The sequence below is a fragment of the Streptomyces xanthophaeus genome (genome assembly GCF_030440515.1).
Taxonomy (GTDB): domain Bacteria; phylum Actinomycetota; class Actinomycetes; order Streptomycetales; family Streptomycetaceae; genus Streptomyces; species Streptomyces kutzneri.
The window spans coordinates 3,453,952-3,478,151 of sequence record NZ_CP076543.1; the positions used below are offsets into that span (position 1 = coordinate 3,453,952).

The 24,200-nt window shown below is 69.2% G+C and carries 25 protein-coding genes; 6 read left to right on the forward strand and 19 right to left on the reverse strand.

All coding sequences use genetic code 11. The annotated features are described in order from the left end of the window. Nucleotides 1–4: 4 nt before the first annotated feature. The 15 genes from rpsC to rfbB form a co-directional block, all read right to left on the reverse strand. The gene (rpsC, locus tag KO717_RS14940; protein ID WP_008739710.1) at nucleotides 5–847 is read right to left on the reverse strand and encodes a 30S ribosomal protein S3; all 843 of its coding nucleotides are present in this window, start codon (nucleotides 845–847) and stop codon (nucleotides 5–7) included. Next, nucleotides 847–1,194, reverse strand: coding sequence for a 50S ribosomal protein L22 (gene rplV / locus KO717_RS14945; protein WP_007265904.1), 348 nt, complete (start codon nucleotides 1,192–1,194; stop codon nucleotides 847–849). The genes rpsC and rplV overlap by 1 nt, the downstream gene beginning before the upstream one ends. Before the next feature lie 43 nt (nucleotides 1,195–1,237). Further along, complete coding sequence (gene rpsS / locus KO717_RS14950; RefSeq protein WP_008739713.1) at nucleotides 1,238–1,519, reverse strand: 30S ribosomal protein S19; 282 nt, start codon at nucleotides 1,517–1,519, stop codon at nucleotides 1,238–1,240. A 12-nt stretch (nucleotides 1,520–1,531) separates the two neighbouring features. After that, nucleotides 1,532–2,368 (reverse strand): 50S ribosomal protein L2, encoded by an 837-nt coding sequence (gene rplB / locus KO717_RS14955; RefSeq protein ID WP_008739715.1) that lies wholly within the window; start codon nucleotides 2,366–2,368, stop codon nucleotides 1,532–1,534. A 39-nt stretch (nucleotides 2,369–2,407) separates the two neighbouring features. Next, nucleotides 2,408–2,731 (reverse strand): 50S ribosomal protein L23, encoded by a 324-nt coding sequence (gene rplW, locus KO717_RS14960; protein WP_007265901.1) that lies wholly within the window; start codon nucleotides 2,729–2,731, stop codon nucleotides 2,408–2,410. Continuing rightward, nucleotides 2,731–3,381, reverse strand: a complete 651-nt coding sequence (gene rplD, locus KO717_RS14965; protein ID WP_030388861.1) for a 50S ribosomal protein L4 — start codon at nucleotides 3,379–3,381, stop codon at nucleotides 2,731–2,733. Before rplD ends, rplW begins: the two co-directional genes overlap by 1 nt. Nucleotides 3,382–3,385: 4 nt before the next feature. Beyond that, nucleotides 3,386–4,030, reverse strand: a complete 645-nt coding sequence (gene rplC / locus KO717_RS14970; RefSeq protein ID WP_007265899.1) for a 50S ribosomal protein L3 — start codon at nucleotides 4,028–4,030, stop codon at nucleotides 3,386–3,388. A 14-nt stretch (nucleotides 4,031–4,044) separates the two neighbouring features. Further along, nucleotides 4,045–4,353 carry a 30S ribosomal protein S10 gene (gene rpsJ, locus KO717_RS14975; protein WP_003948644.1) on the reverse strand — a complete coding sequence of 103 codons (309 nt, stop codon included), beginning with the start codon at nucleotides 4,351–4,353 and terminating at the stop codon, nucleotides 4,045–4,047. Nucleotides 4,354–4,822: 469 nt separating this feature from the next. Continuing rightward, nucleotides 4,823–5,932: a hypothetical protein gene (locus tag KO717_RS14980; protein WP_301367889.1), complete on the reverse strand. Its 1,110-nt coding sequence runs from the start codon at nucleotides 5,930–5,932 to the stop codon at nucleotides 4,823–4,825. A gap of 150 nt (nucleotides 5,933–6,082) precedes the next feature. Further along, nucleotides 6,083–7,381: a lipopolysaccharide biosynthesis protein gene (locus KO717_RS14985; RefSeq protein WP_301367891.1), complete on the reverse strand. Its 1,299-nt coding sequence runs from the start codon at nucleotides 7,379–7,381 to the stop codon at nucleotides 6,083–6,085. 25 nt (nucleotides 7,382–7,406) lie between these two features. Beyond that, entirely contained in the window at nucleotides 7,407–8,291 is an 885-nt protein-coding gene (locus tag KO717_RS14990) for a glycosyltransferase (RefSeq protein ID WP_301367893.1), read from the reverse strand. A gap of 9 nt (nucleotides 8,292–8,300) precedes the next feature. After that, complete coding sequence (locus KO717_RS14995) at nucleotides 8,301–9,107, reverse strand: glycosyltransferase family 2 protein (protein WP_301367895.1); 807 nt, start codon at nucleotides 9,105–9,107, stop codon at nucleotides 8,301–8,303. Beyond that, entirely contained in the window at nucleotides 9,104–9,505 is a 402-nt protein-coding gene (locus tag KO717_RS15000) for a DUF2304 domain-containing protein (protein ID WP_301367897.1), read from the reverse strand. The genes KO717_RS14995 and KO717_RS15000 overlap by 4 nt, the downstream gene beginning before the upstream one ends. Nucleotides 9,506–9,648: 143 nt before the next feature. Beyond that, entirely contained in the window at nucleotides 9,649–10,560 is a 912-nt protein-coding gene (gene rfbD, locus KO717_RS15005; protein WP_301367899.1) for a dTDP-4-dehydrorhamnose reductase, read from the reverse strand. After that, on the reverse strand, nucleotides 10,557–11,534 hold the full coding sequence (gene rfbB / locus KO717_RS15010; protein ID WP_301367901.1) for a dTDP-glucose 4,6-dehydratase: 978 nt from the start codon (nucleotides 11,532–11,534) through the stop codon (nucleotides 10,557–10,559). The genes rfbD and rfbB overlap by 4 nt, the downstream gene beginning before the upstream one ends. A gap of 82 nt (nucleotides 11,535–11,616) precedes the next feature. On the opposite strand from rfbB, the gene rfbA reads away from it, so the two are divergent. Continuing rightward, complete coding sequence (gene rfbA, locus KO717_RS15015; protein WP_301367903.1) at nucleotides 11,617–12,492, forward strand: glucose-1-phosphate thymidylyltransferase RfbA; 876 nt, start codon at nucleotides 11,617–11,619, stop codon at nucleotides 12,490–12,492. Continuing rightward, nucleotides 12,489–13,088, forward strand: a complete 600-nt coding sequence (gene rfbC / locus KO717_RS15020) for a dTDP-4-dehydrorhamnose 3,5-epimerase (protein WP_301367905.1) — start codon at nucleotides 12,489–12,491, stop codon at nucleotides 13,086–13,088. The genes rfbA and rfbC overlap by 4 nt, the downstream gene beginning before the upstream one ends. Nucleotides 13,089–13,276: 188 nt before the next feature. Here rfbC and tuf read toward each other — a convergent pair whose 3' ends face one another. The 4 genes from tuf to rpsL form a co-directional block, all read right to left on the reverse strand. Beyond that, the gene (tuf, locus tag KO717_RS15025) at nucleotides 13,277–14,470 is read right to left on the reverse strand and encodes an elongation factor Tu (protein ID WP_030008455.1); all 1,194 of its coding nucleotides are present in this window, start codon (nucleotides 14,468–14,470) and stop codon (nucleotides 13,277–13,279) included. A gap of 147 nt (nucleotides 14,471–14,617) precedes the next feature. Continuing rightward, complete coding sequence (gene fusA, locus KO717_RS15030; RefSeq protein WP_301367907.1) at nucleotides 14,618–16,750, reverse strand: elongation factor G; 2,133 nt, start codon at nucleotides 16,748–16,750, stop codon at nucleotides 14,618–14,620. A 39-nt stretch (nucleotides 16,751–16,789) separates the two neighbouring features. Then, entirely contained in the window at nucleotides 16,790–17,260 is a 471-nt protein-coding gene (gene rpsG, locus KO717_RS15035) for a 30S ribosomal protein S7 (protein WP_007265894.1), read from the reverse strand. A 2-nt stretch (nucleotides 17,261–17,262) separates the two neighbouring features. Then, complete coding sequence (rpsL, locus tag KO717_RS15040) at nucleotides 17,263–17,634, reverse strand: 30S ribosomal protein S12 (protein ID WP_007265893.1); 372 nt, start codon at nucleotides 17,632–17,634, stop codon at nucleotides 17,263–17,265. Between the two features lie 367 nt (nucleotides 17,635–18,001). On the opposite strand from rpsL, the gene KO717_RS15045 reads away from it, so the two are divergent. The 4 genes from KO717_RS15045 (at nucleotide 18,002) to KO717_RS15060 (ending at nucleotide 24,200) form a co-directional block, all read left to right on the forward strand. After that, nucleotides 18,002–20,488, forward strand: a complete 2,487-nt coding sequence (locus KO717_RS15045; protein ID WP_301367916.1) for a YfhO family protein — start codon at nucleotides 18,002–18,004, stop codon at nucleotides 20,486–20,488. Nucleotides 20,489–20,566: 78 nt separating this feature from the next. Further along, complete coding sequence (locus KO717_RS15050; protein ID WP_301367917.1) at nucleotides 20,567–21,286, forward strand: Crp/Fnr family transcriptional regulator; 720 nt, start codon at nucleotides 20,567–20,569, stop codon at nucleotides 21,284–21,286. 92 nt (nucleotides 21,287–21,378) lie between these two features. Beyond that, entirely contained in the window at nucleotides 21,379–22,128 is a 750-nt protein-coding gene (locus tag KO717_RS15055; protein WP_301367919.1) for a hypothetical protein, read from the forward strand. Further along, nucleotides 22,125–24,200, forward strand: a complete 2,076-nt coding sequence (locus KO717_RS15060; RefSeq protein WP_301367920.1) for a hypothetical protein — start codon at nucleotides 22,125–22,127, stop codon at nucleotides 24,198–24,200. The genes KO717_RS15055 and KO717_RS15060 overlap by 4 nt, the downstream gene beginning before the upstream one ends.

Consider the following 24,200-nt stretch of genomic DNA (forward strand, 5'->3'; position numbering starts at 1 on the left):
TCGGTCAGGCCTCCGTTCCGGTGCTCTCGGCCGGAGCGGCGGCGGGAGCGTCGGCCTTGGGGGCCTCGGCACCAGCAGCCTGCTGCGGCTTGCGGCCACCACGGCCGCCGCGCTCGCCACCACGGCCACCACGGCCGGCGGGACGGTCGCCAGCGCCCTGCGCGCCACGGGCCGGGCGGTTACCCGCACGGGCCGCAGCGTTCTCGGCGCGAACCTCGGCGATGTTCTTGACGTCGCCCTTGTAGATCCAGACCTTCACACCGATACGGCCGAAGGTGGTCTTGGCCTCGAAGAAGCCGTAGTCCACGTTCGCGCGGAGGGTGTGCAGCGGCACACGGCCTTCGCGGTAGAACTCGGAGCGGGACATCTCGGCGCCGCCGAGACGGCCGCCACACTGGATCTTGATGCCCTTGGCGCCGGCCTTCATCGTGCCCTGCATGCTCTTACGCATGGCGCGACGGAAGGAGACGCGGGAGGAGAGCTGCTCGGCAACGGCCTGAGCAACCAGCTGAGCGTCGAGCTCGGGGTTCTTGACCTCGAGGATGTTCAGCTGGACCTGCTTGCCCGTGAGCTTCTCGAGGTCACCGCGGATGCGGTCGGCCTCGGCGCCACGGCGGCCGATGACGATGCCCGGACGAGCGGTGTGGATGTCCACACGCACGCGGTCACGGGTGCGCTCGATCTCAACCTTCGAGATGCCGGCGCGCTCCATGCCGGACGTCATCATCCGACGGATGGCGACGTCTTCCTTGACGTAGTCCTTGTACAGCTTGTCGGCGTACCAACGCGACTTGAAGTCGGTGGTGATGCCGAGCCGGAACCCGTGCGGGTTTACCTTCTGGCCCATTACCGGGAACCTTCCTTGCTGCTGACGACCACGGTGATGTGGCTGGTCCGCTTGCGGATCCGGTAGGCACGGCCCTGCGCACGCGGACGGAACCGCTTCAGGGTCGGGCCCTCGTCCACGTACGCCTCGCTGATGACCAGCGTGGAGGCGTCCGGGTGGTTGTAGTTGTGTGCGGCGTTGGCGATGGCGCTGTCAAGCACCTTGCCAACCGGCACGCTCGCGGCCTGCGGGGCGAAACGCAGGACCGCCTGAGCCTCCGTGGCATCCATGCCACGGATAAGGTCCACCACTCGGCGGGCCTTCATGGGCGTGACGCGGATGTACCGCGCCTGGGCCCTGGCTTCCATGGTTGTCCCTTCGGTGTAAGTCATAGTCATAACCACCCCGCCTTTAGCGGCGCTTCGACTTCCGGTCGTCCTTGACGTGGCCGCGGAAGGTGCGAGTCGGCGAGAACTCGCCGAGCTTGTGGCCGACCATCGACTCGGTGACGAACACCGGGACGTGGGTCTTGCCGTTGTGCACCGCGATGGTGTGACCCAGCATGCTGGGGATGATCATCGAGCGACGGGACCAGGTCTTGATGACGTTCTTGGTGCCGGCTTCGTTCTGGACGTCCACCTTCTTTACGAGGTGGTCGTCGACGAAGGGCCCCTTCTTGAGACTGCGCGGCATCTAAACCCGCTCCTAGCGCTTCTTGTTCGTCTTGCGGCGGCGGACGATGTACTTGCTCGAAGCCTTCTTCGGCGAGCGAGTACGACCCTCCTTCTGACCCCACGGGGAGACCGGGTGGCGACCACCACTGGTCTTGCCCTCACCACCACCGTGCGGGTGGTCAACCGGGTTCATCGCGACACCGCGGACGGACGGGCGAACGCCCTTCCAGCGCATGCGGCCGGCCTTGCCCCAGTTGATGTTCGACTGCTCGGCGTTGCCGACCTCGCCGACCGTGGCGCGGCAGCGCGCGTCGACGAGACGGATCTCACCGGACGGCATACGAAGGTGGGCCATGGTGCCCTCCTTCGCCAGCAGCTGCACGGAGGCACCAGCGGAGCGCGCGAACTTGGCGCCGCCACCGGGACGGAGCTCGATCGCGTGGATCGTGGTACCGACCGGGATGTTGCGGAGGGCCAGGTTGTTACCGGGCTTGATGTCGGCCGTGGGGCCGTTCTCAATCCGGTCGCCCTGCTTCAGAGCCTTCGGCGCGATGATGTAGCGCTTCTCGCCGTCCGCGTAGTGCAGGAGCGCGATGCGCGCGGTGCGGTTGGGGTCGTACTCGATGTGCGCGACCTTGGCCGGCACGCCGTCCTTGTCGTGACGACGGAAGTCGATCACGCGGTAGGCGCGCTTGTGTCCACCACCCTGGTGGCGAACGGTGATCCGACCGGTGTTGTTACGGCCGCCCTTGCTGTGCAGGGGGCGAACCAGCGACTTCTCCGGCGTGGACCGCGTGATCTCGACAAAGTCGGCGACGCTGGAGCCACGACGGCCCGGGGTCGTCGGCTTGTACTTGCGGATACCCATTTCTCAGTCCTCGTCCGATTCCGGACGACTAGACCTCCGTTAGGAGGCCTGGCCGCCGAAGATGTCGATACGGTTGCCCTCGGCAAGGGTCACGATGGCGCGCTTGGTGTTCGCACGCTTGCCGAAACCGGTCTTGGTGCGCTTGCGCTTACCCTGACGGTTGATCGTGTTGACCCCGGTGACCTTGACCGAGAAGACCGCTTCCACGGCCTGCTTGATCTGGGTCTTGTTGGCGCCGGGCGCGACGATGAACGTGTACTTGTTCTCGTCCAGCAGCGCGTAGCTCTTCTCCGAGACAACCGGCTTGATCAGCAGGTCGCGCGGGTCAGTGAAGGTCTTGCTGGTAACGGTCGCCTCAGACATCAGGCGTCGCTCCCTTCGGTCTCATCGGCCTTGGGGCCAGACACGAAGGACTCGAAAGCGGCCTGAGTGAAGACCACGTCGTCAGAGACGATCACGTCGTACGTGTTCAGCTGGCCCGGCTCCAGGATGTGAACCTGGGGCAGGTTGCGGGCGGACAGCCACGCGGCCTCTTCGGCGCGGTCGACGACCAGGAGCAGGTTCTTGCGCTCCGAGATCTTGCCGAACAGCGTCTTGGCGGCCTTCGTGGAGGCGGCACCCTCGACCACGCCGGTGACGACGTGGATGCGGGAGTGACGCGCACGGTCCGAGAGGGCACCGCGGAGGGCGGCGGCCTTCATCTTCTTCGGGGTCCGCTGCGAGTAGTCACGCGGCTGCGGGCCGTGGACAACGCCACCGCCGACGAACTGCGGAGCGCGGGTGGAACCCTGGCGAGCGCGGCCGGTGCCCTTCTGGCGGTACGGCTTGCGGCCACCACCACGGACTTCGCCACGACGCTTGGTCTTGTGCGTGCCCTGACGGGCAGCAGCCAGCTGAGCGACAACGACCTGGTGGATCAGCGGAACGCTGGTCTTCGCGTCGAAGATCTCCGCGGGGAGCTCGACGGTACCGGCCTTGTCGCCTGCCGGCGAAAGGATGTCAATGGTGCTCATTACCTCAAGCCCCCTTGGCCGCGGTACGGACCAGGACGAGGCCGCCGTTCGGACCGGGGACCGCGCCCTTGATGAGCAGCAGACCCTTCTCCGCGTCAACCGCGTGGATGGTCAGGTTCTGGGTGGTGACGCGCTCGTTACCCATACGACCGGCCATGCGCATGCCCTTGAAGACACGCCCAGGGGTGGCGCAGCCACCGATCGAACCGGGGGAGCGGTGCTTGCGCTGCACACCGTGACCGGCGCCGAGGCCCCGGAAGTTGTGCCGCTTCATGACACCGGCGAAGCCCTTGCCCTTGCTGTTGCCCGTGACGTCAACCTTGACGCCGGACTCGAACACCTCAGCAGTGATCTCCTGGCCGAGCGTGTACTCGCTGGCGTCGGAGGTGCGGAGCTCCACCAGGTGGCGGCGGGGGGTCACGTCGGCCTTGGCGAAGTGGCCCTTGAGGGGCTTGTTCACCTTGCGCGGGTCGATCTCGCCGAAGGCGATCTGGACCGACTCGTAGCCGTCGATGTCGTTCGTACGGACCTGGGTAACGACGCAGGGTCCGGCCTTGACCACGGTCACCGGGACGACACGGTTGTTCTCGTCCCAGACCTGGGTCATGCCGAGCTTCTCGCCCAGGACGCCCTTGATCTGCTTTGCCATCTTCTCGACGCCTCTCAGAGCTTGATCTCGATGTCAACGCCGGCCGGAAGGTCCAGGCGCATCAGCGAGTCAACGGTCTTGGGGGTCGGGTCGAGGATGTCGATCAGGCGCTTGTGCGTGCGCATCTCGAAGTGCTCGCGCGAGTCCTTGTACTTGTGCGGCGACTTGATGACGCAGTACACGTTCTTCTCAGTGGGCAGCGGCACCGGGCCCGCGACCGACGCACCAGTGCGCGTCACCGTCTCGACGATCTTCTTCGCCGAGGAATCGATGACCTCGTGGTCGTAGGCCTTGAGCCGGATGCGGATCTTCTGTCCCGCCATGGCTACTCCGTAGTCCTGTCTCTATGTGGAAACGCTCTGGCTCCCGGTCGGCTGCGGGACGGATCCCGCGGCCTCTCCTCCGACCCACGCGGTCGGGCGTGTCGCACTCCCTCTACAGAAAATTCCCATACGGAAATTCCCTCGTCCAAGGGGGTACGGTCCCAGTGACCGCGATTCGGGGGAGAAACACCCACCGAGTGCCTGGTGGGCACCGTGCTGACACTTCCCAGAAGATTCCCGTACGTCCGCCCCCATTGCTGCCCCGAGAGGCAGATTAAGGACGACGAGTACTGTGGGACTCGCTTCCGGTCCTCCCGGCGGGAGGCGCGCAGCATCGGCACTCAGCCGAGCAACTTGAGTAGTCTGCCATACGAGGCACGTACCTGGCCAATCGGGCCGAAGAGAATACCCCGCCACGCTGAGTGGTCAAACTGCACCACGCACATGGCGCGGCAGGGCTCTCCCCCGGTCAGGAGCGGGTGAAGGTCCCGCACCCTTCGCCCTCGATGTCCTTGCTGCGGTCGTACGGGTCCGTGGCGGGCCCGGTGGGTGTCCGGCCGGTCGGCGCGTCCTGCGGGAACTGCGGGTGAAGGTGGCCGTCGGCCACCTCGCATCGCACGTTCGACCACTCCGCGTGGTGCTGGTTCAGCTGGAGCCGGTCCCCCGAGGCCGTCCAGCGCGCCGGGTCGAGCAGGGACAGGGTGATCTGCCGGCGCACGATCGTGCGCTGCACGCTCGTTCCGCCCTTCGTCATCGGGTGGACGAAGGTGTAGTCCGTCACCACGCGCACCTCCCCGGGTTCCCCCTCCTCCACGCGCATGCTGCCGCGCACCTTGACGACGTCGCCGACGGGCTTGACCTCGGCCGGATCGAAGCGGGTGAAGAGCGTCAACGGGCTGTCCTGCTCCGTGGGCTTCGCCAGGTACTGCTCCAGCCGCTGGAGGCCGTCCGGTTGCAGGGGATCCAGGAGCGCCAGGGCTGCGGCGGGACGTTCGCCGCGCAGGGTCGCCGGGTCCAGGTTGGCCGCGACGAGGAACTGCTTGACCTGCTGCAGCGCGTCCGCGACCTTCTCCTTCGGCATCCAGCCCACGGCGGTGGCCTCGGGGACCTCGATCCCGGCGGCCCCGTCGGCCCACTGCAGGGCCGGAGACCCGCGGAAGGGTTCCTTCAGCGTCGGCAGGTCGGGGGCCACCGGGGGCGGCGGCGCGGTCGGCCGGGCCGTCTCCGCGGCCAGCGGCGCCTTCGCGGCCTCCCGGTCGGCGGTCTTGCCCGTGACCCGGTCGATGACCAGCTCGGGCCGCAGCGCGACCAGCGCGAGCCCGGCGATGAAGACGACGGCCAGAGTGGCCTTGATCCGCCGCCCGGCCCGGCCCCGCCCGCCCCGCGCCCCCCGCGGGGCGGGGCCGGTGCGCCAGCCCGCCGGATCCTGCTGGTCACGCAGCCGCTCGGTCACCATCCGGGCCCGTGCCGAGGGCTCCCGCGGCGCCTCCCCGGTGCCCGAGGAGGCTCGTTCCAGGAACGCCGCCAGCTCCTCGTCGGATATGCCCCCGCTGCGCGCGTCCTCGTCGTTCCTGCCCATGCCCCACCCCGTGTCGCATCCGTATGTGTCCGCTACGGCCGAGAGGCCCCGCACCGTGCGGTGCGGGGCCTCTCGGCCACCGATCGGGCGACTGGCCGCGCCGCCGGATCATGAAATCGTACTGCGGGAGGTGCCGGTCTCCGACGGGCCTCAGACCTCGGCGAGTTGCCCGTCGGTGACCGGCTCGGCGCTACGGCGCGGCACGGCGCCGCGCAGGGTCAGCAGCATCGCGGCGGCGGTGGCGAGCGAGCCGACGGCGTAGGCGAGGCCCACGCGCAGCGCGATGTCACCGGGGAGCAGGGTGATCCCGAGCAGGACCGCGGTGCCGAACACCCAGCAGACCAGCTGGGCGCGGTGCTTGTGCAGCACCATCTGGGCCTGGCCGAGGACCATCGCCAGCATGTAGCAGGTCGTCCCGACGGCGAACCACAGGAAGTCGAGATGGCCGAACTGGCCGGCCTTGGCCCGGAACAGGACCTCGATCAGCCAGGGTCCGAGCAGCACGGCGGGCACACCGCCGACCGCGCCGAGACCGAGCACCACCAGGCAGGCCTTGCGGAGCATCCGCGCGAAGCCCAGGTGGTCGCCGGCGGCCACCACCGTGGACAGGCCGGAGAGCAGCGAGGCCTGGAGCGAGCCGAAGACGAACAACGGCACCCGGGCCAGCACCAGGGCGCTGAGCAGGGCCGAGATCAAGGCGATGCGGGTCGGCTCCAGCAGCTGGGTGCTCATCACCGCCGCGTTGACCACCACCTGCGCCAGCAGGGTGGACGCGGTCAGCGGGCCGAGGCCGCGGACCAGCTCCCGGGTGGGGAACGCCCCGCCGGGCCGCGCCGCGCGCAGCGTCGGGGCCAGCGTGACCAGCAGGGCGATGAACGGCGCCACGACGAGGATCAGGCTGAAGGCGAGCGCCGAGTGCAGCCCGGCGGCGGCGCAGGCGAAGGCCAGCACGATCCGCAGGCCGCCGTCGACCGCGAGCTGGGAGCCGTACGCGGTGAACCGGCCGGTGCCGGCCAGGATGCCCCGCGTGAGGTAGCACAGGGCCATCCCGGCGAAGGCGCCGCCGAGCACGGCGACCATCTGGAGGTCACCGTGGAACAGCCGGTCGGCGATCGGCCGGGCGAAGACCGCGAGCGCGCCGAGGACCGCGCCGAGGACGCCCCCGGTCAGCAGTCCCGCCTTCCTGAGCACCGGCGCCGCGCCCTCACCGCGCACCGCGCGGGCGGCGACGATCCGGGTGAGCTCCTGCTCGATCGGGAAGAACAGGCCGATCCCGACGGACATCACCAGGGTCCACAGCACCGACACGCCGGCCTTCTCGGCCTCGGAGAGGCTGTGTCCGGCCACCGCGAGGTGGATGTAGGAGGCGGCGCCGAGTACGGCGGTGCCCCCCGCGACCATGGCGGTCCCGGGGGGCAGGGCTTTGAGCAGTTTCGCGATCGGGTTCATCCCGTAGCTTTCATCGGCCGCACGCTCAGCGCGTGGCGTGGCGGAGCATGGCGCTGACACCGGGCCGGCCGGCGTGCTTCACAGCGCCGGGCAGCAGGGTGATCGCGTGCAGCCGGGAGGAGAGGTGCAGTCGGGAGACCTTGGCGGCGCGCGGCCAGCCGTGCCGGTCCAGGCGGTCGGCGGTCTCCACGAAGAAGCGCTTGGCCTCCTCGAAGCGGTGGCCGGTGTAGGCCTTGGCGGAGGACTCGCTCCCGGCGTGCCGGCGGTAGCTGAAGCAGACCTCCGGCGTGGTGGCCAGGGTCTCCCCCGCTACCAGCAGGTCGACGACCAGGGCGAGGTCCTGGATCACGCCCAGGTCGGTGCGGAAGCCGAAGCGCTTGACCGCCTCGGTGCGCCAGCAGATCGACGGGAAGTACAGCCAGTTCCCGCGCAGCAGGCTGACGGCCAGCTCCTCGCCGCCGAGCAGGGCCTGGCCCGGGCCCTTCGGGGAGTACAGCTTGCGCTTGGTCCGGTCGACCAGGGTGTCGTACTCACGGCCGTCGGTGCCGATCACCAGGACGCCCGGCTGGATCATCGCGGCGGCCGGCTCGCGGTCGGCCGCGGCCCGCACCACCCGCAGGTAGTTCGGGTGCATGAGGTCGTCACAGCCCATGAGCACCAGGTACTCGTACTCGGCGAGCTCGACGCAGCGGTTGAAGTTGCCGGTCACCCCGAGGTTGTGCTCGTTGCGGAAGTAGCGGACGCGGGGGTCCGCCAGCTCCTCGAACCACTCGGGGACGCACGGCTCGCGGCCGTCGTCGACGACCGTGAGGCGCCAGTCGTCGCCGTCCTGGGCCAGGACGCTGCGGACGGCGTCCTGCATCAGTGCGACGTCGCCGTAGTACGGCAGGAGGATCTCGAAACGCGACATGTTCTCCGCCTAGGCCTTGGTCAGCTCGCGGGCGACCAGCTCGGCGGTGCGCTGCTGGAAGGCGGTGTACGCCGGGGTGCCGGGCGTGAACGCCTTGAGCTCGCCGGGCATCCGGCGGATCATCGCGAGCAGCAGCACGAGGCCGGCCCGGGTGAGGTAGACCATCGCCCGGAACGGGGAGGCGCTCGGCCGGCCGGTGGTCCGTTCGCGCATGGCCACGGGGATCTGGCGCACGGTGAAGCCCGAGCGGGCGGCGCCCACCATGGACTCGATGGTGTCCCCGAGGTACTCCACGGGGTACCAGCGGGCGAAGAACTCTATGAGCGGCCGGTTGCAGGCACGGAAGCCCGAGGTGGTGTCGGTGAGCTTGGTCCGGGTGATCCGCGACAGCACCACGGACAGCAGCGACATCGCCCACTTGCGCGGGCCGCGCACCGTGTAGTCGCCGTCACCGGCGAACCGGGCGCCTATGACCAGGTCGGCGTCGCCGACCGCGAGGCGCTCCAGCAGCGCCGGCACGTACGCCGGGTCGTGCTGGCCGTCGGCGTCCACCTGGATCGCCACGTCGTAGCCGTGCTGCTGCGCGTAGCGGTAGCCGAGCCGCATCGCGCCGCCGACACCGAGGTTGAACGGCAGCTGGGCGACGGCCGAGCCGGCGGCCCGGGCCACCTCGGCGGTGTTGTCCGCCGAACCGTCGTCGACCACGAGGGTGTCCACGTACGGCAGTTGCTGCTGGATCTCGCGCAGGACGGAGGGCAGACCGTCCTCCTCGTTCCAGGCGGGAAGAATGATCAGAACGCGACGACCGTCGTTCACGAATTCACCTGTGCCTCGATGGCGCCGGAATCCTCCGCGCGCGGCGACGTACTGGGGTAACCGCCCTGCTGGACGAGGTGCGCGCGGATCAGCGCGACGTCCTCCGCCAGGGTGCGGGTCTCCGCCTCCAGCCGGCTGGTCTCCCAGCTGAGGTGCAGACTCACCAGCAGGACCAGGACGAACCCGATGAAGAACACCAGGCTCACGCCGGATGCCACGCCGAGGCTCCTGGCCACCGGGTCCAGCAGGTCGGGGACGAACCCGAGCGGAGCGGCCAGCAATCCGATGGCGAGCCATATCGCCGCGTACTTCTCCCGCAGTTGCTGGCGGCGCAGCAGCTCGAGGATGTACCCCAGCACCAGAAGACCGGTGATGGAGGTCAGAACGGAGAGTCGCACAGCGGACGGCGCCTTTCGCGCGAAGGGGCCAACATCTTTATAGGAGAAGCATATGGCACGGCACATGACGCGAACGGGGCCCGAAAGGTTGCACCCCGGGCCCCGTGGACGACGCGCGTGTGGAGGCGATCAGCCTCTCCGGCTCACTTCGTGGAGGGCAGTCCCAGCAGATCAGCGAAGGCGGGGCGGGTGATCGCCTCGGCGAGCTGCTCCCGCCAGTCGGGCAGCGGTTCCAGCCCGGCGGCCGACCAGCCGTCGTGAGCAAGGACACTGAAGGCCGGGCGCGCGGCGGGGCGTACGAACGCCTCGGAGGTCGTCGGCCGGATCCGCTCGGGGTCGAGCCCGCTCAGCCGGTACGCCTCGCGCGCCAGCCCCATCCAGGTCGTACGGCCGCTCGCGGTGCCGTGGTAGACACCGGCCGGGGCCTTGCCCGCCAGCGCGGCAAGGCCGAGGTCGACCAGGCGGCGGGCGAGCGCGTAGGACCAAGTGGGCTGGCCGTGCTGGTCGTCGACCACGTCGAGGGTGTCCCGCTGGGCGGCCAGCTTCAGCATGGTGGCGACGAAGTTCGCGCCGTGCTCGCCGTACAGCCACGCGGTCCGCACGATGTAGCCGTCCTGCGGAAGCAGCTCGGCGACGGCCTGTTCCCCGACCAGCTTGGAGCGCCCGTAGGCGTTGACCGGACCGGTCTCGGCGTCCTCGCGGTACGGCTGCGTGGCATTGCCGGGCAGTACGTAGTCGGTGGAGACGTGCAGCAGGCGCGCGCCGGCGTCGGCGCAGGCCGCCGCGAGGACGCGTACGCCGGTGCCGTTGACGGCGGTGGCTGCTTCCTCGGCGGTCTCGGCGCCGTCCACGTCGGTCCAGGCCGCGCAGTTGACGACGACCGCCGCGCCCTCGACGGCGGCCCGGACGGCTGCCGGGTCGGTGATGTCGAGGTCGGCGCGGCCCGCGCCCTCGGCTTCGATGCCGGCGTCCTTCAGGACGGCCAGGACGTCCTGGCCGAGCATTCCGGCGGCGCCGGTGACGAGCCAGCGGCCGGTTCCCGGGGTCGCGGTCACTTCTGCAGCGCCGCCTTCGCCTTCAGCGGCTCCCACCAGGCACGGTTCTCGCGGTACCACTCGATGGTGGCCTTGATGCCGTCCTCGAAGGTGACCTGCGGGGCGTAGCCCAGCTCGGCGCCGATCTTGCTGATGTCGATGGAGTAGCGCAGATCGTGGCCCTTGCGGTCCTCGACGTGCTCGACCATGTCCCAGCCGAGGCCGGCGGCCTCCAGCAGGACACCGGTGAGCTCCTTGTTGGTGAGCTCGGTGCCGCCGCCGATGTTGTAGACCTCGCCGGCCCGCCCCTTGCGCATGGCCAGGTCGATGCCGCGGCAGTGGTCGGAGACGTGCAGCCAGTCGCGGACGTTGCCGCCGTTGCCGTACAGCGGGACCTTCTTGCCGTCCATCAGGTTCGAGACGAACAGCGGGATGACCTTCTCCGGGAACTGGTAGTGCCCGTAGTTGTTGGAGCAGCGCGTGACCACGACGTCCATGCCGTGCGTGCGGGCGTAGGCCAGCGCGAGCAGGTCGGAGGAGGCCTTCGAGGCGGAGTACGGGGAGTTGGGCACCAGCGGCCACTCCTCCGTCCAGGAGCCCTCGGTGATCGAGCCGTAGACCTCGTCGGTGGAGATGTGGACGAAGCGGCCGACGCCGTGCTTGCGCGCGGAGTCGAGCAGCACCTGGGTGCCGACGACGTTGGTCATCACGAACGGGCCCGCGCCGGCGATCGAGCGGTCCACGTGGGACTCGGCCGCGAAGTGCACGACGACATCGTGGCCGGGCATGACCTGGTCGACCGCGTCCGCGTCGCAGATGTCGCCCTTGACGAAGGTGTATCCGGGGTGGTCGGCGACCGGGGCGAGGTTGGCCTCGACGCCCGAGTACGTCAGCTTGTCGAAGACAGTGATCTGCGCCGTGGCATCTGCAGCGAGCTGCTGGCGGACGAATTCTGAACCGATGAAGCCGGCGCCGCCGGTCACGAGGATGCGCATAATACGAAGAGTCTAGCGGTCCGCCCAACGTCACATGTGCGGAACTCTGCTCCCCCACGCCCTCTCGCATAGGGTTCTCCCCATGCGTGGAATCCTCTTGGCCGGTGGCACCGGATCTCGACTCTGGCCGCTGACCCGGGCAGTCTCGAAGCAGCTGCTGCCCGTCTTCGACAAGCCGATGATCTACTACCCCCTCTCCACCCTCGTGATGGCGGGTATCAGCGAGATCCTGATCATCACCACCCCGGACGACCGCGAACAGTTCGAGCGACTGCTCGGCGACGGCTCGCAGTTCGGCCTGCGGCTGGAGTACGCCGTCCAGGAGCGCCCGGAGGGCATCGCCCAGGCGTTCGTCCTCGGCGCCGACTTCATCGGTGACGAGTCCGTCGCCCTGATCCTCGGCGACAACATCTTCCACGGCAGTGGCCTCGGCACCCGCCTCGCCCAGCACACGGACGCCAAGGGCGGCCGCGTGTTCGCGTACCCGGTCGCGGACCCCACCGCCTACGGCGTGGTCGAGTTCGACGAGCACGGCCAGGCCATCTCCATCGAGGAGAAGCCGGAGAAGCCGAAGTCCCGCTACGCGGTGCCGGGTCTGTACTTCTACGACAACCAGGTCGTCGAGATAGCCCGCGGCCTGAAGCCCAGCGCCCGCGGCGAGCTGGAGATCACCGCCGTCAACGACGCGTACCTCCAGGCCGGCGAGCTCAACGTCACCATCCTCGACCGCGGTACGGCGTGGCTGGACACCGGCACCTTCGTCTCGATGGTGCAGGCCTCCGAGTTCGTCCGCGTGATAGAGGAGCGCCAGGGCTTCAAGATCGGCTGCATCGAGGAAGCCGCCTGGCGCGCGGGCCTGATCGACTCCGCGCAGCTGCGCGCGCTCGCCGAGCCGCTGACCAAGAGCGGCTACGGCGACTACCTGCTGATGCTGCTCGCCGAGGAGGACGCCCGATGAAGTTCCGCGAACTCTCCATATCCGGCGCCTTCGAGGTCACCCCGCAGCTGCACGGCGACCCGCGCGGCCTGTTCACCGAGTGGTACCGCTTCGACCGGCTGGCCGAGGTCGTCGGGCACCCGCTGAACCTGGCGCAGGCGAACCTCTCGGTCTCCTCCGCGGGCGTGGTCCGCGGCATCCACTTCGCCGACGTACCGCGCGGCCAGGCCAAGTACGTGACCTGCGTACGCGGCGCCGTGCTCGACGTCATCGTCGACCTGCGGGTCGGCTCCCCCACCTTCGGCCGGTGGGAGGGTGTCCGCCTCGACGACGTGGACCGCCGCGCGGTCTACATCCCCGAGGGTCTCGGCCACGGCTTCTGCGCGCTGAGCGACGACGCGACGCTGTCGTACCTCTGCTCGGAGACGTACAACCCGACCGGCGAGCACTCGGTGCACCCGCTCGACCCCGACCTGGGCATCGAGTGGCCGGCCGACGTCCCGCTGCTGTCCGCCCGCGACGAGGCCGCCCCCTCGCTGGCCGACGCCCTCGCGACCGGCCTGCTGCCCGACCACGCCGCCTGCGTCGAGTTCACCGAGTCCCTGCGCGTGAACTGACCCACCGCCGTACGCATGTGAGGGCCGTACCCCGTCCGGGGTGCGGCCCTCACCCGTACCCGCCGCCCTGCCCGCGAGGGCAGGACCGGACATGCCGAAGGGCCCCGTCCCACCGCCGAGGCGATGGGCCGGGGCCCTTCAGTGCAACTTGGTGCCCGATGGACGGGCTACCAGGTCAGAGCACGAAATTACTTCGTGATCTTGGTGACCTGGCCGGCGCCCACGGTACGACCACCCTCACGGATGGCGAACTTCAGGCCCTCCTCCATGGCGACCGGCTGGATCAGCGCGACCGTCATCTCGGTGTTGTCGCCCGGCATGACCATCTCCGTGCCGGCCGGCAGGGTGACGACACCCGTGACGTCCGTGGTACGGAAGTAGAACTGCGGACGGTAGTTGTTGAAGAACGGGGTGTGACGGCCACCCTCGTCCTTCGACAGGATGTAGGCCTGGGCCTCGAACTCGGTGTGCGGGGTGACCGAACCGGGCTTGATGATGACCTGGCCGCGCTCGACGTCCTCGCGCTTGATGCCACGGAGGAGCAGACCGACGTTCTCACCGGCCTGGCCCTCGTCGAGGAGCTTGCGGAACATCTCGATACCGGTGACCGTGGTGGTGGTCTTGGTCTCCTTGATACCGATGATGTCGACGGTCTCGTTGACCTTCAGGACACCACGCTCGATACGGCCGGTGACGACGGTACCGCGACCGGTGATCGTGAAGACGTCCTCGACGGGCATGAGGAACGGCTTCTCGGTGTCACGCGGCGGGGTCGGGATGGCCTCGTCGACGGCGGACATGAGGCCGAGGAGCTTCTCGCCCCACTCCTTGTCGCCCTCGAGCGCCTTCAGCGCGGAGACGCGGACGACCGGCAGGTCGTCGCCCGGGAACTCGTACTCGGAGAGGAGCTCGCGGACCTCGAGCTCGACGAGCTCCAGGATCTCCTCGTCGTCCACCATGTCGGCCTTGTTCAGGGCGACGACGATGTAGGGGACGCCGACCTGGCGGGCCAGGAGCACGTGCTCCTTGGTCTGCGGCATCGGGCCGTCGGTGGCGGCGACCACGAGGATCGCGCCGTCCATCTGCGCGGCACCGGTGATCATGTTCTTGATGTAGTCGGCGTGACCCGGGCAGTCGACGTGGGCGTAGTGACGCGCCTCGGTCTGGTACTCGACGTGCGCGATCGAGATGGTGATACCGCGCTGGCGCTCCTCAGGAGCCTTGTCGATCTGGTCGAAGGCCGAGGCCTCGTTCAGGTCCGGGTACGCGTCGTGCAGCACCTTGGTAATGGCGGCCGTGAGGGTCGTCTTACCGTGGTCAATGTGACCGATGGTGCCGATGTTGACGTGCGGCTTAGTCCGCTCGAACTTCGCCTTCGCCACGGGGTCCTCCTGGAGAGTGGTTCTGTACGCCTTACTCATCGGCGCCAGGTGATCTTTGCTGGAAAGCCGGTACCCCGGGGCAACGGAGGGTTACTCCTGTTGCCCCAGAGGCTCCGGTGACAAGCCTAAAGCGTGTACTCGGAAGAGTTACTCGCCCTTGGCCTTCGCGATGATCTCCTCAGCGACGTTCCGGGGAACCTCGGCGTAGGAGTCGAACTGCATCGAGTAGCTGGCGCGACCCGAGGTCTTGCTGCGGAGGTCTCCGACGTAGCCGAACATCTCCGAAAGGGGCACGAGGCCCTTCACGACGCGAGCACCGTGACGCTCCTCCATGGCCTGGATCTGGCCACGGCGGGAGTTGATGTCACCGATGACGTCACCCATGTAGTCCTCGGGCGTGGTGACCTCTACGGCCATCATCGGCTCGAGGAGCACGGGAGAAGCCTTGCGCGCGGCCTCCTTGAAGGCCTGCGAACCGGCGATCTTGAAGGCGAGCTCCGAGGAGTCGACCTCGTGGTAGCCACCGTCGAGAAGCGTGACGCGAACGCCAGTCATCTCGTAGCCGGCCAGGATGCCGAACTGCATGGCCTCCTGCGCACCGGCGTCGACCGAAGGGATGTACTCCTTCGGGACGCGTCCACCGGTGACCTTGTTCACGAACTCGTACGCCGGACCGTCGGTCTCGGTGATGGGCTCGATCGCGATCTGCACCTTGGCGAACTGACCGGTACCACCGGTCTGCTTCTTGTGCGTGTAGTCGTGACGCTCGACGGCCTTGCGGATCGTCTCGCGGTACGCGACCTGCGGCTTGCCGACGTTGGCCTCGACCTTGAACTCGCGCTTCATACGGTCGACCAGCACCTCGAGGTGCAGCTCGCCCATACCGCCGAGGATGGTCTGGCCCGTCTCCTCGTCCGAGTGAACGTGGAAGGAGGGGTCCTCCTCCGCGAGACGCTGGATGGCAACACCCAGCTTCTCCTGGTCACCCTTGGACTTGGGCTCGATGGCGACCTGGATGACCGGCGCCGGGAAGTCCATGGACTCCAGGATCACCGGGCTCTTGTCGTCACACAGCGTCTCACCGGTGGTGGTCTGCTTCAGGCCCATGACGGCGACGATGTCGCCGGCGCCCACCGCATCGATCTCTTCACGCTTGTTGGCGTGCATGCGGTAGATCTTGCCGATGCGCTCCTTCTTGCCCTTGACGGAGTTCAGCACCGCAGTGCCGGCCTCCAGGCGGCCCGAGTAAACCCGGACGAAGGTGAGCTTACCGAGGTGCGGGTCGCTCATGATCTTGAACGCGAGCGCGGCGAGGGGCTCCTCGTCGGACGGCTTGCGCTTCACGACGACCTCGGCGTCGCGGACGTCGTGGCCCTCGATGGCCTCGATGTCCAGCGGCGACGGCAGGTAGCGGACGACGGCGTCGAGCAGGGGCTGAACGCCCTTGTTCTTGAACGCCGTGCCACAGAACACCGCGGTGATCGTGGGCTCGCCCTTGCCCTTGCCGGAGTTCAGGATGATCCGACGGACGGCGGCGTGCAGCTGCTCGACGGTGGGCTCGTTGCCCTCCAGGAACAGCTCCATGATCTCGTCGTCGTTCTCGGCGACGGTCTCGACCAGCTTGCCGCGCCACTCTTCAGCAGCCTCGGTGTGCGTGGCCGGGATGTCGACGATGTCGTACATCTCGCCCTTGGTCGCCTCGGCGGACCAGACGAACGCCTTCATCGTGACGAGGTCGACGACACCCTGGAAGTCGGCCTCGGCACCGATGGGGAGCTGCATGACGATCGGAACCGCACCGAGGCGGTCCTTGATCATGTCGACGCAGCGGTGGAACTCGGCGCCGGTGCGGTCGAGCTTGTTGACGAAGCAGATGCGCGGCACGCCGTAGCGGTCCGCCTGACGCCAAACGGTCTCGGACTGCGGCTCGACGCCGGCCACACCGTCGAAGACGGTGACGGCGCCGTCGAGGACGCGGAGCGAACGCTCCACCTCGACGGTGAAGTCGACGTGACCCGGGGTGTCGATGATGTTGATCGTGTGGTCAACGTCTTCGAGGGGCCAGTGGCAGGTCGTCGCGGCAGACGTGATGGTGATACCACGCTCCTGCTCCTGCTCCATCCAGTCCATCGTGGCGGCGCCGTCGTGGACCTCACCGATCTTGTACGACACACCGGTGTAGAACAGGATGCGCTCGGTGGTGGTCGTCTTGCCCGCGTCGATGTGGGCCATGATCCCGATGTTGCGGACCTTGGCCAGGTCAAGCGAAGTGGTAGCCATAAGGCTTCGGTCTTCTCTCGGTCTCGATGTGGGGTGGGACTACCAGCGGTAGTGCGCGAAGGCCTTGTTGGACTCGGCCATCTTGTGCGTGTCCTCGCGCTTCTTGACGGCAGCGCCAAGACCGTTGGAGGCGTCGAGCAGCTCGTTCATGAGGCGCTCGGTCATGGTCTTCTCACGACGGGCGCGGGAGTAACCCACGAGCCAGCGGAGGGCCAGGGTCGACTGGCGACCCGGCTTGACCTCGACGGGGACCTGGTAGGTCGCGCCACCGACACGGCGGGACTTGACCTCGAGGGACGGCTTGACGTTCTCCAGCGCGCGCTTCAGCGTGATGACCGGGTCGTTGCCGGTCTTCTCGCGGAGGCCTTCCATGGCGCCGTAAACGATGCGCTCGGCGGTGGAGCGCTTGCCGTTCAGGAGGATCTTGTTGATGAGCGACGTCACCAGAGGAGATGCGTAGACCGGGTCGATGATGACCGGGCGCTTCGGGGCGGGGCCCTTACGAGGCATTCTTACTTCTCCTTCTTGGCGCCGTAGCGGCTGCGGGCCTGCTTGCGGTTCTTGACAGCCTGGGTGTCAAGCGCACCGCGGATGATCTTGTAACGAACACCCGGCAGGTCCTTCACACGGCCACCACGCACGAGCACGATCGAGTGCTCCTGCAGGTTGTGTCCCTCACCCGGAATGTAAGCGGTGACCTCGATGCCGGAGGTCAGACGCACACGCGCGACCTTACGGAGCGCCGAGTTCGGCTTCTTCGGGGTGGTCGTGAACACACGCGTGCAGACGCCGCGACGCTGGGGCGAAGCCTCAAGCGCGGGGGTCTTTGTCTTCTCGACCTTGTCCTGCCGGCCCTTACGGACCAGCTGCTGGATCGTAGGCACTACTTCTCCGGTTTCTGTGTGCCGTGTAGTGAAACTAACCTGGAACTTCCCCGACCCACGCGGTCGGGTGTGTCGAACACTGCACGCTTTCACCGAAGTGAGTCGGGCGCAGATTGCGGTGTGTTCTTCTCGGCTCTCCGCGGGGTCTTACGCACACGCGGAGGCCAGGGCACACCCCAGGCACAAGGTCAGAGCGTACCTACCTCACAGAGGTAGGTCAAAACAAATGCCCAGCACGAAAACCCGCCGCGCGCAAGCGGGGAGCGGCCCGATCGGCCCTGTGCCCGCCCCGGCGCCCTAAACTGACAGCTTGACCGGGCGCGGGACACCGGCGAGTCGATCAGCAGGGAGCAGGACATTGGGGACCGTGGCACCCGAGCCGACCACAGTCGACGCCCGTCCCACCACCCCCCGCAGACCCGCCCCGCGCAGACCGGCCATCCGCCGGATCACCCGTTTCCGCAGCCCCCTGCTGGCCTTCCTGATCACCTCGGGCGCCTTCTGCGCCGCCTGGGTGGCGCGCGGCACCTATCCCTTCGGGAACACCGGCCGGGCCCTGAACGACCAGGCCAACCAGTACGTGCCCTTCCACCGGGCGCTGTGGGACCTGGTCCACGGGCAGGCCGCCGGCGACGTCCTGTTCACCTGGCGCGGCGGCTTCGGACAGCAGTTCCTCGCCGACTACCACACCTACCTCGGCAACCCCTTCTCCTGGCTGGCCGTCCTCGTCCCCCGCTCCCACGTCGACCTCGCCGTCTTCGCGATCACCCCGATCACGATGGGGACCGCCGCCGCCGTGATGACGGTGTACCTCGGCAAGCTGCACCCCGGCCCGTGGTGGCAGCGGGGCGTGCTCGGAGCGGTGTACGGCCTGTGCGGCTGGGCGCTGAGCGACGCCTCGTACATCCCCATGTGGCTGTGGGGCCTGGTCGCGCTCCCGATGCTCGGCATCGCCGTCGAATGGTGCCTGGAGGAGCGCCGCTGGCCGGGCGTGGCCCTGCTGGTCGCGCTCGCCTGGTTCGGGAACTTCTACACCGCGATGATGGCCACGATGGCCGCCTGCGTCCTGCTGGCCATCCGCATGGTCACCCGCGACATGACGGGCCGGCAGCGGCTGCGCGCGCTGTGGCGGGCCGCGACGGCCACCGGGACCGGCATCCTGCTGACCCTGCCGCTGCTCCTGCCGTCCTTCCTGTCCAGCGGGGCCGCCCAGCCCACCGGGGCGGCCGCCTTCACCCCCGTACGGATCGAGCTCTTCCTCTCGGGCATGCTCCCGGCCACGCATCTGTGGGGCGGCCGCCCGCGGCTCTACGTCGCCTCGCTCGGGCTGATCCTGGCCGGCGCCTTCGTCCTCAACAGCGCCGTCGCCCGGCGGACCCGCCTGGTGTGGGCGGCCGCGACCCTGCTCGTGGTGGCCTCCTTCCAGTTCCCGCCCACGCAGTACCTCTGGCACGGGCTGGCGGTGCCGAACGGAAACCCGTACCGCGAGGCCTTCGTCTTCAGCGGGATGGTCGTGGTCGTGGCCTGGCTGGCGCTGGCCAACCGGCCGCGCCCGCTGCACCTGGCCCTGGTGGCGGCCCTGCTGGTGGCGGCCACCTACGTACTGCGGCGCACCGACGACTTCGGCGGCTGGACCTGGCCGGCCGTGCTCGGCGGCGGTGCGGTCTCCCTGCTGGCCCTGGTCCTGCTGCGGCTCGGCGAGAAGCGCCGGTTCCTGATCCCGGTGGCCGCGGCCCTGATGATCGGCGTCGTGTTCGCCGAGTCCACGGTGGCCGCCGCCAACGCGGACGCCCGCCGGGCCCGCGAGCGCTGGGCCAAGCCGGTCGTCACCTCGAACCGGTCGATCGGCAACCACTTCGAAGCCGTCCGCGGTGTGGCGGGCTGGCCCGCCTACCGGACCGACTCGGGCGCGCCCCAGAGCGCGTACAACGACGCCCTGGCGCTGCGGGCGGAGGGCCCGCAGTACTACAGCAGCTACCTCCCCGAGGCCACCTACAAGGCCCTGGAGCCCCTGGGATACGGCTTCAAGAACGACGGCCGGACCTTCTTCGGCGCCGACAACCCGGTCCTCGACGCGATCTTCTCGATCGGCGCGCGGGTCCGCCCGGGGACCGCCCCCGACAGCTGGACGGCCTCGAAGTTCCCCGCGCCCCCGCTGGTCACCGTCCGCACCGCGCCGTACACCTCCCCCAACCCGGCGGACAGCGTCTACGCCCGCCAGGAGAACGTCCTGGGCGCCACCGTCTACCAGGTCCCGCCGGTCACCCGCGGGGGGAGCACCACCGAGCAGACGTACACCGCCCGGTGCACCCCCGGCTCCGAGGCCTACTGGTACTCCCCCGCCCCCTACGGCACGGTCCGCGCCGGCGGCGGCCCCCACAAGCTCCTGGAGGACCGGATGACCGGCGTGACCCCGCTGGGCACCGTCCCCGCCTCGGGCCAGGTCGACGTCACCCTGCAGACCCGTACGAAGGACGCGGACGCGGGCACGCACCCGCTCGGCTGCCTGGACCGCCCGGCGCTCGACGCGGCCGTCCGCCACCTCACCGCCACCGGCGCCACCACCGTCCGCCCGGGCGGCCACACCATCGGGGCCACCCTCCCCACCGCCGCCGGGGGCACGGCCGTCATCGCCACGACGGCCGTCCCGGGCTGGCAGTGCTCGGCCCCCCTGAAGCCCTTCCACGGCCTGCTGGCCGTGGACCTCCCGCCGGGCACGACCGAGGTCTCCTGCACCTTCACCCCGAAGGGCCTCGCCCCGGGCCTCGCAGGCGCCGCCCTGTCCCTGCTGGCCCTGACGGCAGTCCAGGTCACCACCCTCCGCCGCCGGCGCCGGCGGCTGCACGAGGGGTAATCCCCCGGTTCCAGAGCGCTCATAAGCCGATGTTCAGTACATTGACCGCCTTGATCACCGGGGCGGGGGCGACGGCAGATGACCAGGGATGGGGACCCGACGGGCGGGGGCGGACTCGACGACCGGGTCCCGTTCCTGGCCCGGCTGGAAGAGACGGACGGTGCCGCGTTACGGGCGCTGGGTCGTGAGGTGCTCTACCCACCCCGCAGCACGCTGGTCCACCAGGACGAACCCACCGCCCACGTCTTGCTGGTGCTCCGGGGCTGGACCAAGGTCACCGTGGCCCACCCCAACGGCTACCAGGCCCTGCTCGCACTGCGCGGACCGGGCGACATCATCGGCGAGTCCGCGGCCCTCACCCACCGCCCTCGCTCCGCGACCGTGACTGCCCTCGAACACGTCCGCGCGGTCGTCATCGAGCAGGAGCGCTTCCGCGTCTTCCTCGGTAGCTCCCCCGAGGTCTCCCTCCAACTGCTGGCCCTCGCCTCCGACCGCACACGTGCCGCGGACCGGCGCAACCTCCAATTCGCCTCGGTACCGGTCCGCGAACGGCTCGCGGTGCTCCTGCTGGACCTGGCACACATCCACGGCCGACGCACGGAGGAAGGGGTGGAGGTCGCAGTCCCCCTCACCAAGCAGGAACTGGCGGGCGCCGTGAGCGCCTCCCGCGAGATGGTCCAGCGCGAGCTGAAGGCTCTGCGGGACCGCGGCGTCATCCATACGGGCCGGCGCAGCCTGGTGATCGTGCGACCGGACGTGCTGCTCCGCATCGCACGGGGCCGGCCTCCCACCGCCTGAGACAAGGCCCTGTTCGGTTCAGTGCACACGGTCACACTGGGGTGCGTCATCCTCCCTCACGCCACCGTGGCCGACTGCCCGACGCTGCTCGCATGACGCAGCCGCAGCCCCTCTTCCGCCACCTGCTCCTGATCGACACCGAGCGGTACAGCGACCGCGACGACGTGCAGCAGGCCTACCTCCGCCGCATGCTCTTCGGGATCGTCGACCGCATCCTGCTCTCGGCCGGTGCCGACCAGAGCCTGCGTCGGCGGGCCGACCGCGGCGATGCGGTCATGGAACTCATCGACCCCGCAGTCCCCCTGACCGACCTGCTGCGCGCCCTGCTGCGGGATGCCCCAGCACAACTGCGTGCTGTGAACCGGCTCGCCGCCGACTCCGCGCAGATCCGCCTTCGCGCCGTCCTGGCCACCGGCTACGTCCACATCGACGAATTCGACGGCTGGGTGGGGACGGACCTGAACAACGCCTGCCGACTCCTGGACGGCGACCCGCTGCGTGCTGCCCTGCGTGAGCGCCCGGACGACTACGCCCTCTGTGTTTCGGCGTCCGTGCACGCCGGCATCGTCGCCCACGACCACCTAGGCATCCCAAGGGACGAGTTCCACCCGATCACCGTCCCCAGCAAAAACGGCCCCCTGCCCGCCTGGCTCCACGGCCCCCTCCCGACGGCCGAAGCCGCGTCCGCCTCGCCCGAGTCCGTCCCGCCGCCGGCACCGCGGCCCACCACCGCTCAGCCCCCGTCCCCGACCGGCCTCGACTTCCGGGGCACGAACAACGGTGTCGTCGCGAACCGCGTCGAAGGCGGCATCACCTTCGGGGACACCGGAGGTCGACGGTGAGTACCGAGCCGGCCGCCGCCGGACCGCATGAAGCCGGCTCGGCGAAGCAGGCACCCGGCCGGCCCGAGGAGCCCGAACGACCCGAACCCGCCGAGCAGCCGCAAGCGCAGCAGGCCTGGGACGCCCGACGTGACCTGGACGCCCACGCCCCCCGCTCGATGAGCTTCGACGGCACAAACCACGGTGTCACCGCCCAGCAGATCATCGGCGACGTCCACCAGCACTACAGCTTCGGCGGATACCGAGCCCCGCACGCTTCCGGCGAGATCCCGCAGGAGACTCTGGAGCGGCTGGCCGAGGGCTTCGTCGCCGAGGGGACCGGATTCGACGCCTTGGTGGAACGGCTGCGCCGCGAAAACGTCCTGGTCCTCGCTGGTGACCCGCACACGGGCAGGCGCACCACAGCCCTGATGCTGCTGCGCGCGGTGGGCGCGGTCCCGGTGCAGTCCGTGGACCGCGATGCGAAACCCGAGGACCTCGCCCCCGGCGAGCGCTGCGGACAAGTGCTGTTCGACCTGGAGGCCTCGCGCGCCCAACCACTGCGCGAGGCCCAGGTCCTCTCGGTGCGCGACCGCCTGCGCGCCAAGCACTCCTACATGGTGATCACTACGGGCCACAGCCCGTACATCGAGGACACGGTCCGCCTCGCCTTTTGGAAGCCGCCCCCGGCACGGGCCGTACTGGCGGCCCTGCTGAAGCAGCGCGTCGACACGGTGACCGCAGAGCGACTTCTCGGCCTGCCCGCCGTCACCTCGTTACTGGCCCGGAATCAGCAGCTGCGCGAGGTCGTTCCGTACGCCGACGTCCTCGTCCGGGCGGACTCGGCCGAGATCGAGCAGTACGCGCAGCGCATTCTGGAGCAACAGGTCCGGGAATGGTTCGAGGAATCCGAGAACACGTTCCCCCTTCGGGAGAAAGCCTTCCTGATCGCGCTCGCCGCCTTCAACAACGGCCCTTACGCCCTGACCGCCGAGCTCAGCGACAAGCTGTTCGAGCGGCTGCGCAAGACCGGAGACCCGGATCGCGGCGAACGCATCCCGGTGTTCGGCACCCACATCGGCAAGCGCCTCCAGGTCGCGAGAGCACAGCTCGATGCCGATGACGTGGAGACCGAGTGGGGCAAGGTCCGGCAGCTCAACGCTGCCTTCAACGACGACCGGACCGCCCCGGTCCTGCTGACAGAGGTATGGACCGGCCACCCGGCCGCCCGTCCCGCACTGACCGGATGGCTCGATGAGCTGTCCACGGACGGACGTCCCTTCGTCCGTACCCGAGCCGCAGCCGCGGTGGCCGTCCTGGCACTCACTGATCTCCCCTCCGCAATGGCCCTCGTCATCGAACGCTGGGCCGACTCCCGGAACCCCCGGCAGCAGCTCGTAGCCGTCAGCGCGCTCACCTTCGCCCACCGGATCAAGGCTCCCAACATCCCCCGGATCATCGACGGCTGGAGCGCCGACAGCGAAGCGCCGAATCGCTGCTGGGTCGCCGTCCGCGCCCACGGGCTGATAGGACCCGAGCGGCCGGTGGAGACACTGGCCGCCCTGCGGGCCCTCGCCCGTGCCCAGTACGGCCTCCCGGAGGCCAACGAGCGCATCCGCACGGAACTCCCCGACTCCGTTGCACTGTTACTGCTCTCCGACGCCGGCGACACCTCCCTCCGGGAGCTGCTGCGGACCTTCACCGACCACCCCTCGACCCGCGCCCTCACCCTGGACGGCTTCCTCGCCGCCTGCTCCCGCACCGATGACAACCCGTGCCCGCCCCTCCTGGCCTGGTACGCGCGCACCACGTCCGCCGTTGACGGAATCACGCTCCTGCTGCGCGCCGCCCTCGGCGACCGGGAGACCAACCGCCGCGCCGAGGAGGCCCTGCACGGCTGGATCCGGGCCGCCGACCAGGACCCGCAGACCGAGGAAGTTCTGGCCACGCTGTTGCCCGAGCTGGTGACCGAACCCCGTGAAGGAGCCCGACTCAAGCACTTGCTCGACACCGTGCCGGGCCTCGACGGCCGTCCCAAACCCGCCGCCGCCACCCGGCTGCACGCCCTCGTCCGCCCGCTCATCCCCGCCTGA